Here is an 11,515-nt window from a genome sequence, read left to right on the forward strand (position 1 = left end):
GGCAAGCAGCGGGGCATCATCCGCATCCGCAATGGCAATATGATTGAGGCGGAAGCAGCGGAAAAGCGGGGCGTTGACGCAGTGACCGAAATGCTTTCGTGGGCCAATCCGACCATCCGCACCTGCCGGGCTGCTTCAGGAATTGCCGCGCCTGCCAAGCCGGTGCCGCTGCGCGACGTGCTGATGCAGGCTGTGGCCAAACTGGACGAGGACAAATCCCTTCAGCCATCGGAAGAAGATTGAATCATATCTGCTTCGTCCCGTTCGTCCCCTCTCCGGCCTCATCCTCTGGGGCCTTGCGCTTCTGTCCTGTCAGCTCCAGAAAACTGTCCATCTCCTTCTTATAGCAGTCCGGGCAGAGACCGTGGCTGAACATCGCGCTGGAATGCTGGCTGATGTAATCCTCCACCTGTTGCCAGTAGCCTTGGTCGTCGCGTATCTGCTTGCAGCAGGCGCAGATGGGCAGAATGCCGCTTAGAGTTTTGATTTCAGCCAAGGCCTGCTCCAGCTCCAGCTCCCGTTTTCTCAGGGCGATATGGGTCTTGATCCGTGCCAGCACCTCCACCTGCTGAAAGGGTTTGGTGATGTAATCCACTCCGCCTGCGGCGAAGCCCGTCACTTTGTCGTCAACACTGTCCAAGGCGGTCATGAAAATAACCGGAACCCCGGCCAGCCGCTCGTCGGCTTTGATGCGGCGGCAGGTCTCGAAGCCATCCAAATCCGGCATCATCACATCCAGCAACACCAAGTCCGGGCAAATTTTGCTCAGGATGTTCAGGGCGCGCAGACCGCTGTCGGCGACGTAGATCTGAAAATTATGCGCCTGAAGAAAGGAGAGCAGCACCTTCAGATTGGTCGGCTGGTCATCCACAACCAAAATGGAGTCTTTCACAATGGGCATAAGGGCTCCTTTTTCTGCGCGGCGGTCAGTTCCTGCAGGGCGGCGAACTGGAAGTCGTCGGCCAGCTCCTGCACTCGGCGGGCGAAACCCCGGTATTTCCCTGCGTCCAGCGCGGCGATTTCCGCCGCCTTTTCGGTGATGCCCTGAATTTCCCCCACTTCAGCCAGCCACGCCAGCTCCTTCAGCAGCTCCTGCGGCGGCATGATCAGGTCAGCTGCCTGAGCCGACTCCGCCGCAGAATCGCTGTAGAGCAGCTTGATGTCCAGGTGGTCGGCCATGATGTCCAGCAGCTCGCCAGCTGAAAAGGGTTTATGGATGTAATCGCGGAAGCCGTTGTCAAGGCAACGCTGGCGGAAGACATCACCTTCGGCGATGGAGGCGGTGACGGCGATCACCGGAATCCGGCTGAAGTCCGGGTGCTTTTGAAGCAAAGCCGCCGCCGTGAAACCGTCCATCTTAGGCATCCGCAGATCCATCAGGATAATGTCTGGATGAAAACGCTCGCAGGCCGCCGTCACCTCGATACCGTCCGCCGCTTCCTGCACAGCGAAGCCGAGCGGCTCCAAAGTGTCGCGCAGCACGGCCCGGTTGGAGAGCTTGTCGTCCACCACCAGCACGCGGCGGGATCTTTGCTCCTTGGGCTGACGCAGACAGACGTAGCCGCTCACCTTGCGCTGCCTGTGCTCAATGACCGCCCGGTGATCAGAGACCGGCACCTCGATGCTGAAGAAGAAGCGGCTGCCTGGCCCAGTCCCGCCCTGCGGGGTGTCTGTCACCGGACTGACAAGCCCCAGCTCGCCGCCCATCAGCCGCACCAGCTCCCGGCTGATGGCCAAGCCGAGACCGGTGCCCTCCCGGTGCTGGAGCCGTTCGCCGACCTGAAGGAACGGCTCGAAAACCAGCTTCTGATCTTCGGCGGAGATGCCCGCGCCGCTGTCCTCCACCGCGATGTCCAGCCGCGCCTTGCCCTGTCCGGCAGATTCCGCCCGCACCCGCAGGACGCACCAGCCTGTGCTGGTGAATTTGACCGCATTGGAGAGCAGATTGAGCAGCACTTGGCGCAGGCGCAGCTCGTCGGCGATGATCACCGCCGGCAGGCCGGCCGTCTCGTTGCGGAAATCAAGCCCCTTGTCCTTCGCCCGCAACTGGATGATATCCTGAATGCCCTTGAGAAAAGGCGCAAGGCAGAATTCTGTCTCGATCAGCTCCAGTCTGCCCGACTCTATGCGGGAGATGTCGAGGATGTCATTGATCAGCAGGAGTAGGTGCTCGCCTGCCTGATGAATGGTGCTGATGCCGCTCCGCTGCCTGGGCGTGAGCGTTTCGTCGCTGAGAAATATCTGCGTGTAGCCGAGGATGGCGTTGAGCGGGGTGCGCAGCTCGTGGCTCATGTTGGAGAGAAAAACCGATTTGGCGCGGTTGGCCGCTTCTGTCTTTTGCACCGCCTCATGCCGCTCCGTGATGTCATGGCCGACACCCATCACAGCGGCCACCCGGCCTTCCTCGTCAAAGAGCGGCACCTTGATGACTTCCAGCAGCAGCTCTCTGCCGTCAGACGCGAACCGCACCCACTCTTCCCACATCTGTGTCTTGCCGGAACTGACCGTTTTAAGATCGCCCTCGCGGCAGACATCGGCATGAGCTTTAGGCATGAAGTCATGATCTGTCTTGCCGACTATCTCCGCCTCCGGCGCGCCGAGACATTGCTCGACGCGGGGATTGCAGCTCAGATACACGCCGTCCACATCCTTCAGCCAGAGCAGGTCCGGGATAGTCTCGATGATCAGCCGGTTGAGCCGCTGCATTTCCTTCAGCTTCCTGTCCGCAGCCTTCCGCTCGCTGACATCAATCCATGTGGAGCGGGTGTGCAGAATGTCTCCCTTTTCATTCCTTGCCGCAGAGGCGTTCAGCAGCACGTCAACAGCCCTGCCGTCCTTTCGCCGGAGCTGCATCTCCGCGTTGCGGATGATGCCGGTGACAAGAAAATTTTCAAAGACTTTGTTGTACTGGCTGAGGCAGTCAGGATGGTAGAAGTGATGAACCTCCCGGCCAAGAATCTCCTCGATCTTCCAGCCCAGCTTGTCGGCGAAGGTCTGATTGCAGCTCAAGACCAGCCGGGTTTTGGCATCGACGCAGCCGAGCATGTTGGGCGAGTTGTGATAGAGATCCTTGTACGCCTCCTCGCTCTTGATCAGTTTCTGCTTCAGCCGCCAGCGGTCGCGGTTGAAGTGGATGATCCGCTCTAAGAGGACATCGTTCAGCTCAGATTTGGGCAGGCAGTCGTCCGCGCCTTTGTTGATGATGTCCAAAATGGTGCGCCTGTCGTCCAGCGAGGTGAGGACGATCACCGGGCAGTACGCGGCCAGCTCCGCCAGCCAGTTCATCGTCTCGGCAATGCTGCTGTCCTGGAGCGAGAGGTCTATGAAAAGCAGGTCGAACGACCCGTTGACCAATGTCGCGACACCAGGGCGCAGGGCCGTGCACCGCGCCACCTGCGAGCTGGCGTAGGCTGTCAGGGAGAGGTTGGCGGCGAAGAGGTCGGCGTGGTCGTCGTTGTCCTCGATCAGGAGGATGTTGAGCGTCTTGCGTTCAGGCATCGGTTTTGCACGGCTCGCGGAGAAGATGGTGGTGCTCGTTCAGCTCCCAGTACTCAAGTATCTCGCTGATCACCTCGCCATATTTGTCCGCTTCCATTGGCTTGACAATGTAGCTGTTGGCATGGCCGTTCATGGCCTGCTCTATGTCTTTGCCGGAATTGGAGGTGGAGAAGATCACCACAGGGATTTTCGACAGCCTGCCGCTGCGCTTCATCCGGGCAAGAATCTCGTGACCGTCGTATTTCGGCAGTTTGAGATCCAGCAGCACCAGCCAAGGCAGGCTCTGCGCCGCTGTCTCGGCCTGCTCAATGTAGGCCATCGCCTCCGCGCCGTCGCGCAGGCGGCGCACCTCCAGCGACGGGCGGCAGTCTTTGAGATAGAACTCCGTCAGCTCCGCATGATCGTCGCTGTCCTCAACCAGCAGCAGTTTCTTTTCGCCTTCAGACATAACTGGCCCCTCCGGGCCTGTGCTCAATGAACGTGCGCGGCGGCTGAAGCCGCTGCTCCGCTTCTGTTATAGCTGGAGCAGATTTCATGACGCTCCGACTATGTCCCGCTCCGCTCATCGCCAAAGATGAAGAACGGACAGCGGAAAATGCCCCGCAGCACGCTGGAGACGCGCTGTTCCACGCTTGGAACAAGGCATCCGACACTTCGGATGAGGCGTTCCACGCCGGGAATGACCCATTCGACGCTTGGAATACGGCGTTCCACGCTTCGGATGAGCCATCCTGCGCTTGGAATAAGGCATCCGAAGCGTGTGATAAGGCATTCGACGCTTGGAATGAGCTGTTCGAAGCGTCGAACAAGGCATACGAAGCGTGAGATCCGGCATTTCAAACGGAGCTGAGATCCCATGATTCTAAAGAGATTCCTCCCTTCGGCCGGAATAACAGCTCATGATCATTGCATTATGCTCCGACTATATGCCCTGCCGTCCGGCAGGCGGTCAGCTCCGCCCGGCCTCTGTTTTTGTTTTTGGAAAGGTGAGATGAAACACCGCGCCGCCGCCGGGCCTTGCCTCAGCCTTGATGTCGCCGCCGTGGAATTTCATGATCTTTTTCGCCACCGCCAGACCGATGCCGGTGCCCTCAATGTTGACATTGAGCCGGTAGAAGAGGCCGAAGATCTTTTCGCGGTATTCCTCTGGGATGCCCGGCCCGTTGTCAGCGCAGCAGATGTGCTGCTGCTGCCCGTCATCATAGGAGCTGATCTCTAGGCGGCAGCCCTCGTTCTCGTTGCGCACATATTTAAGCGCGTTGGAGAGGATGTTTTCAAAGACTTGCAGGGTGCGGCTCTCGTTGGCGAAGATGACCGGCAGGTTTGGCTGGATGATCAGGGTGAACTGGGCCGCCTTCAGCCGTTCCGCCTGATTGCGGGCGAAGTCGCCGAGCAGCTGGTTCAAATCAACCAGCTTTTTGTCCATGTCGATCCGCCCGACCCGGCTCAGCTCCAGCAGGTCATTGATCAGCTGGCTCATCCGCTCGTTGGCCTTGATCACCTTCTCCAGCATCGCCAGTGCCTGCTCTGCCTTGCCCTGCGCCGCCAGCTTGCGGATGATGCCGATGAAGCCCATGCTGGTGACGATCGGCGATTTCAGGTCGTGCGAGACAGTGTAGACAAATTGCTCCAGCTCGTCGTTGGAACGCTCCAGCTCCTTCTTGCTCGCCCGCAGCTCGATGTTTTTTTCCTTGAAGCTGGCCGCCGCGCCGGTGAGGTCGCCCAGCTCGTCCGGGAGAGGATAAGGCGGGATCTTCGCCTCCGCCGAGCCGGAGGCGAGCAGCTTGAAGGTATCGGTCAGCCGCTTGAGGGGCAGGGTGATGCTCTGGCTGATGAGGTAGGAAAATAAGGCGACGAAGAGCAGCAGCAGGCTGGAGGAGAGCAGCAGGATGCGCAGCCGGGAGCTGATATGCGCAAAGGCTTCTTTCTGAATGCGCTCTGTCTCGCTCAGCATCAAGGCCGAGAGTTTGTCCGACTGGTAAATGGTCTCATAGGCTTGAGCCGCCATCACCACATTGACCAGATAGAGATAGCCTCTGGTGCGCTGCACCGCCTCCAGAAAGGTGGCCTCATAACGGGAAAGCACGTCTTTCAGCTCCGCCGCCTTGTCCTGTCCGGCAAAGGCGCGGAGCTGCCTGCGGGTTTCCTCCAGGCTGGCTTCTGCCGCCTTGATGAAGCCGCTGTCGTAGGAATCAAAGTAGCGGTAGGCGTTTTTCTCAATTTCCAGCAGCGAGACCAGCATCCTGGCACCGTTCAGCATCCGCTCGGCCCTGTCCTGCCGGCCCTGCTGCGGAAAGCCCAAAGCAGAGAAGTCAGCCTGCTCCTGTCTGGTCAGCTCCTCGATCAGCTGCTGCGCTCTGGTGGCATGGACACGGAAATCACTTTTGACAAGACGCTCTTGAAGCCTGCGCTGCTGCCGCACCTCCTGAAAGGCCTCGTAATACAACTCCAGATGCCTGAGGGCCAGCTCCACCACCGCTTCTGCGCCGATTTGATCCAGCTCGCGGTTGAGAAGGATGTTGTCTGTCATCCGCTTGTAGATCGTGCCAACCTGCTCGCCTGCTGAGTTGTGCCCCTCGTAGATGTAGATCAGCGCCTGCCGCTGCATCTCAGTCATCTGGGCGGCAAAGGCCATGTTGTCGGCGGAACTGCGGCTGAATCGGACGATCCGCCGGAAGTCTTCGGCCAGCCGGGTGAAGGCGTTGTACGAGAGCAGGGCGATCATGAAGGCCACCAGCCCGGTGACGATGTAGCCCAAGGCGATGCGCTTCTTCAGACCGACAGCGCACAGGAGAAAATCAGTCATCCTTCCTGCCCTCCTTATGCCAGCACGAATTCGTTCCACTTGGTCAGGATGTATTCATAGGTGTCCATGACTGTGTTCCAGACCGCGATGTTCTCGAAACGCTTGAGGTAGGAGCCGCCGGTGCGCGTCTCGCCGGGCTGCACGGATATCTTGCCGTCAGTGCCCGCGAGCGGCTCAGCAGCGGGAAGGCCCTCGTACCAGTAATCCCATTCCGCCTGCGACATGAAGGGCTTGGAACGCTGGGGATTGGAGATGTAATAGCCCTGCCGGGCAATGAAGGCTCCTGGCCAGCCTGACAGCCACCAGTTCATGAAGGCGTAGGCCGCTTCCTGCCGTTCGCCGACGCAGTCGCGGGAGAGGCACATCACCCCATGCCAGGCGCGGTAGCCTTCATTAGGCGCGGCATAAACGCAAGGTATGCCCATGCCGTTCAGCGCACTGACTCCGGGCGAGAACATGCTCTGAATCACCACCTCGCCGGAGGCCATCAAATCCACCGAATGCGGCACTGAAGTCCACACGCCCCGGAACTGTCCGCGCCGCTTGAACTTGATGATAATCTCAAAGAGCTGGTCCACTTCCTCGCGGCTCATGTTGCCCATGTCGTTGAAGTCCATCAGCCCTTTGGCCCGCGCCGCCAAGGCGAGATCAAGCATGCCTATTTCCGGCGCGTTGACAATCGCCACCTTGCCGCGCCAGCGTTTGTCCAAAAGCCAGCCCCAGCTTTCTGTCTCATACGGAACACCTTTCGGCACCACGGCGGAGTTGTAGCCGAAGGAATCGACATTATGCACGTAGGGCAGAAAGCTGATCGCATGGCTTTCCTCACCGCCGAGCCCGCCGTCCGGCTGGATGAAGAGGATTTTGTCTGGCGAGTCGCCTAAACCATGCCGGGCTTGATCCGAAATGCGGCCTGTCTTGCTCAGCCTGCCGATCTCGTTCCAATATGTCAGCCTGCGGGTGTCTATGGGCTGAATCGTCTTGGCCTGCCAGAGGACTTTAATGCTGTTCGACCACTGCTCGTAAATATCAAAGGCTGCCGGATCGGTCGAGGCTTTGAGCAGCGCCTCCGCGTCGCCAGCCGGATGAAATTCAATAGTGATGCCCAAATCCTGCTCAGCCCTTTTCCGGATCGGCTCCAGCAGAGTGACATGAGTGCCCACGACCTTGAGCGTGACTTTGGATTTTGCTTTGACGAGCTTGGGAAAAGCAGCCGCAGCCAGAGCGGCGGCCCCTATTTTTCCGCTGTGCTGGAGAAATGTGCGGCGGTTCATGGCTCCTCCGGCAGATGGTTTGTCCCGCAAAGAAAAATGATGCCTCCATACCTTGTACCCAAACAAAAGGCAGGAGGCAAGGAGGACTGCGTCTTGTCAGTGCTTTTTCTTCATCGCCGCAGCAGCGGCTCAATCGCCGCAAAGACCTGCTCCACACTGATGGCTTGCAGGCATTTATTGTCCGTGCAGGGCGTTTTCCGATGATTGGCCGCGCTGACGCAGGGCGAGCAGGCCAGCCCGGCGAAAATTGACGTGGCATTGCCCAGCGAGCCGTAGAGTCTTGGGGTTTCCGGGCCAAAAAGAACAAAGACCGGCAGCGGGGTAATTGCTGAGAAATGGCCCGGCCCGGAATCGTTCGTCACCATCAGCGTCGAGATGCTGTACAGCAGCGGCAGCTCGGCCAGCCGCACCGCGCCCGCAAAGTTGACGCAGCGCAGGCTGCCGACAGCCGCGCATTGCGCCTCTGCCTCCGCCTGCTCCGCAGGTGCGCCGGTGATCAGCGTCAGCACATCTGGCGCAGCCTCCAGAATACGCCGGATCAGTTCGATGAAGCGTTCCGCAGGCCAGCGGCGCTGCGGCAGCATCTCGCTGGCATTGGGGTTGATCAAAACTAAGCGGTGCCGGGCCGGATCGTATTCAGGGTGCTGCTCCGTCACACGCCTGCGCATTCCTGCCAGCTCGGCTTCAGTGAAACGGAGCACAGGCAGGCTGATCTCCTCATCGCTGATCAGCTGCTTGCTGTACGGCAGCTCCGGCTCCGCCGTCAGCAGGCTGTTGACCAAGGCGATAAAGTTTTTGGCAATATGCAGGTGCGGATTGTAGGCCACCCGATGCGTGAGCATCTCGCCCCTGTATAAACCCTCGCCGCAGAAGCGGTGAAAGCCGATCCGGCTGACTGCGCCGCTGGCTCCGGCAAGCAAGGCGGTGAAGCGGGAAAAAAGCTCCAGATCAACCACAGTGTCAATGCCGCGCCGCCGTGTCCAGCGGAGAAAGCGCAGGGTGTCGGCAGCTAAGACAAGCAGGCTGTCTTCGCGCAGGGTGAAGATATTTTCCGGCGGCACAGTGCCAAGCAGATCAAGACTGCCCCGGTTGCCTGCGAAGATGACGAAGAACAGTTCCGCGCCGAGCTTGGCCTTGGCCTTGCGCAGGGCTGGATCGGCCAAGATGGTTGACCCCATCTCCGACAGTTCGATGAAAAGGATGCGCTGCTGCCGCGCCGGAGCGGAGGGAATAAAAAAATCCCGCAGCCGCAGGGTGAGGGTGAGCAGAAACGTCAGCGGGATGCCAAGCCAGCGGTCAATGGCCCGCATGGTGTCAACATTCATTGATGAAGTGCGGTTTGAAGTATGAAAAAAAATGCGCAAGCTGCGCCTGTCTGCGGTGCGGGACGACAGAGCTGCCAGCTGCAATCAACGCCGTTTTTGCAGCCTGCTGCGGCCCTGTCCCGGCATGTTTCCTGCTCCGGCACATTGTCTTTCAGACAAGATACCCCAACAGAGCCTCACCCGCCAGAGCGCATCCGCCGGAGACGCAATTTTGCCTGCGCCGCCTCAGTCCAAGGAGGCTGGTGATGCGGAACGGCAGCGCGGCAAGAAGCTGCGGCTGGCGGCTTGTCTGAAAGATAGATGCCGCATCCTAAATTTGGGATGCTTTGCCTGAAATATAGACGGCGCATTCCAAATCTGGGATGCCTTGAAAATAATATGCGCGATGCGCTGGAAATATAGGCGGCTTGGCTGTCCGACAGATGCCGCATTCCAAATTTGAGAGGCCTCATCCCCAGCCTGGGATGCCCCATCCTAAATTTGAAATGCCTTATTCCAAGTTTGGGATGGCTCGCCTGAAAGATAGACGGTGCATTCCAAGTCTGGGATGGCGCATCCCAAGTTTCGGATGCCTTGAAAATAATATGCGCGAGGTGCTGGAAATATAGGCGGCTTGGCTGTCCGACAGATGCCGCATTCCAAATTTGAGAGGCCTCATCCCCAGCCTGGGATGCCCCATCCTAAATTTGAAATGCCTTATTCCAAGTTTGGGATGGCTCGCCTGAAAGATAGACGGTGCATTCCAAGTCTGGGATGGCGCATCCCAAGTTTCGGATGCCTTGAAAATAATATGCGCGAGGTGCTGGAAATATAGGCGGCTTGGCTGTCCGACAGATGCGGCATTCCAAATCTGGGATGCCTCATTCAAAGTTTGGAATGGCCTGCCTGAAAGATAGATGGCTTATCTGAAAGACAGATGCCACGATTTTATGGCGGGCAGCGGGGAAAAAGGTCGCGGCGCAGCGAGGCAAGATGCGGATGATCATCTATGAACGGGACAGCTGGATCAGCAACGCCCGGCTGCGTTGTTCGCGCAGCCGGGCACGTGCGGGCTGGCTACAGCAGTCCCTTCAGCCGCTTCATCGAGCAGAAATCGCCGCACATGGTGCAAACGCCTTTGTCCGCAGGCTCAGAAGATGCGCGATAGGCCCGCGCCTTTTCCGGGTCAAGGGCAAGAGCAAACTGGCCCTCCCAGTCCAAAGATCCCCGCGCTGCGCTCATGGCATGATCTAAATCTGCCGCGCCGGGAATGCCTTTGGCCAGATCGCCTGCATGGGCGGCAATCTTGGAGGCGATGATGCCTTCTTTCACGTCGTCCGCAGAAGGCAGGCGCAGGTGTTCCGCTGGCGTGACGTAGCAGAGGAAGTCCGCCCCGTGCATAGCTGCCAGTGCTCCGCCAATGGCCGAAGTGATGTGATCATAGCCGGGCGCGATGTCCGTGACCAACGGGCCGAGAACATAGAACGGCGCGTGATGGCACAGCTTCTTTTGCAGCTTCATGTTCATTTCCACCTCATGCAGAGGAACATGGCCCGGCCCTTCGATCATCACCTGCACGTTGTGCGCCCAAGCCCGCTTGGTCAGTTCGCCCAGCGTGATCAGCTCTTCAATCTGCGGCGCGTCGGTGGAATCCTTGATCGCGCCGGGCCGAAGACCGTCGCCCAGGCTGATGCAGACATCGTGCTGCTCGCAAATGTCCAAGAGCCGGTCGAAATGCTCGTAGAATGGATTTTCTTTGCCAGTCTTGGCCATCCATTCATACAGAATTGCTCCGCCCCGGCTGACTATGCCGCAGAGGCGTTTATTGAGCCGCAGGCTGCTGGCGCATTTCTGGTTCAGGCCAGCATGAATAGTGATGAAGTCAATGCCGTTCTCAGCATGAATGCGCACGGTCTCGAACCAGTCCTCCACTGTGATCTGCTCCGTCGGCTTGCCGGTGCGGGTGAGGGTGTCATAGATGGGCACCGTGCCGATCATCACCGGCACTTCCGCCACCAGCCGCTTGCGGAAGCCTTCGGTGTCGCCGGAGACGCTCAAATCCATGATCGCATCGGCCTTGAACTTGAGCGAGAGGCGGGCCTTGTTCATCTCGCTCTCGAAGGAGCAGACATCCTTGGACACGCCCAGATTGACGTTGATCTTGGTTTTCAACCCTTGGCCAACCCCGGCTGCCTTCAGGCAGTGATGGTGTTTATTGGCCGGGATGGCGATGCGTCCCTGCGCCACCCGTTCCAGCAGAAGCTGTTCAGAGATAATCTCATTGGCCAAGACCTCCCGCATCTGCGGGGTGATGATGCCTTTGCGGGCCGCGTCCATCTGGGTGGTGTATGCCTGTGTCATGCCTGTGCTCCTGAAAAAGTGATGATAGCCTGAATCTCCCTGACCCGCTGCCCGATGTCCTCCGCGCCGATGATCTCCGTGACTAAGCAGACGGTCTTTGCGCCATGCGCGAGCACCTGCGGCAGGGTCTCCCGTTTGATGCCGCCAATGGCGACAAAGGGAATATGGACGTTTTTGGCAACGTAGTCGAGATAATTCAGCCCAACGGGAGCGCAGACATCTTCTTTGGTCTGGGTGCTGAAGATTGGCCCCACGCCGATGTAGTCCGCGCC

At 59.0% G+C, this 11,515-nt stretch carries 10 protein-coding genes; 2 read left to right on the top strand and 8 right to left on the bottom strand.

The genetic code is table 11. The features are described from left to right. Positions 1-243: hypothetical protein (locus ACNKID_RS02745; protein ID WP_417911901.1), on the top strand; the 243-nt coding region annotated here is incomplete at its 5' end. 1 nt (position 244) lies between these two features. On the opposite strand, the gene ACNKID_RS02750 is transcribed toward ACNKID_RS02745, so the two are convergent. The 3 genes from ACNKID_RS02750 to ACNKID_RS02760 are packed head-to-tail and all read right to left on the bottom strand — an operon-like array spanning position 245 to position 3,946. Then, positions 245-901 (bottom strand): response regulator, encoded by a 657-nt coding sequence (locus ACNKID_RS02750; RefSeq protein WP_417911902.1) that lies wholly within the window; start codon positions 899-901, stop codon positions 245-247. Beyond that, complete coding sequence (locus ACNKID_RS02755) at positions 889-3,498, bottom strand: response regulator (protein ID WP_417911903.1); 2,610 nt, start codon at positions 3,496-3,498, stop codon at positions 889-891. Before ACNKID_RS02755 ends, ACNKID_RS02750 begins: the two co-directional genes overlap by 13 nt. Continuing rightward, positions 3,491-3,946, bottom strand: coding sequence for a response regulator (locus tag ACNKID_RS02760; protein ID WP_417911904.1), 456 nt, complete (start codon positions 3,944-3,946; stop codon positions 3,491-3,493). Before ACNKID_RS02760 ends, ACNKID_RS02755 begins: the two co-directional genes overlap by 8 nt. A gap of 86 nt (positions 3,947-4,032) precedes the next feature. Between ACNKID_RS02760 and ACNKID_RS02765 the strand changes: the two genes are divergently transcribed. Then, complete coding sequence (locus ACNKID_RS02765; protein ID WP_417911905.1) at positions 4,033-4,323, top strand: hypothetical protein; 291 nt, start codon at positions 4,033-4,035, stop codon at positions 4,321-4,323. Positions 4,324-4,447: 124 nt separating this feature from the next. On the opposite strand, the gene ACNKID_RS02770 is transcribed toward ACNKID_RS02765, so the two are convergent. From ACNKID_RS02770 to ACNKID_RS02790, 5 genes are all read right to left on the bottom strand, one after another. After that, entirely contained in the window at positions 4,448-6,304 is a 1,857-nt protein-coding gene (locus tag ACNKID_RS02770) for a sensor histidine kinase (protein ID WP_417911906.1), read from the bottom strand. 14 nt (positions 6,305-6,318) lie between these two features. Next, positions 6,319-7,578: an ABC transporter substrate-binding protein gene (locus ACNKID_RS02775; protein ID WP_417911907.1), complete on the bottom strand. Its 1,260-nt coding sequence runs from the start codon at positions 7,576-7,578 to the stop codon at positions 6,319-6,321. Between the two features lie 110 nt (positions 7,579-7,688). Continuing rightward, positions 7,689-8,903: a glycosyltransferase family 9 protein gene (locus ACNKID_RS02780; protein ID WP_417911908.1), complete on the bottom strand. Its 1,215-nt coding sequence runs from the start codon at positions 8,901-8,903 to the stop codon at positions 7,689-7,691. A 1,056-nt stretch (positions 8,904-9,959) separates the two neighbouring features. After that, positions 9,960-11,243 (bottom strand): phosphomethylpyrimidine synthase ThiC, encoded by a 1,284-nt coding sequence (thiC, locus tag ACNKID_RS02785; protein ID WP_417911909.1) that lies wholly within the window; start codon positions 11,241-11,243, stop codon positions 9,960-9,962. Beyond that, on the bottom strand, positions 11,240-11,515 hold a 276-nt coding region (locus ACNKID_RS02790), incomplete at its 5' end, for a thiamine phosphate synthase (RefSeq protein WP_417911910.1). The genes ACNKID_RS02790 and thiC, both read right to left, overlap by 4 nt.

This window comes from Candidatus Electronema sp. TJ, assembly GCF_048287355.1.
GTDB lineage: Bacteria > Desulfobacterota > Desulfobulbia > Desulfobulbales > Desulfobulbaceae > Electronema.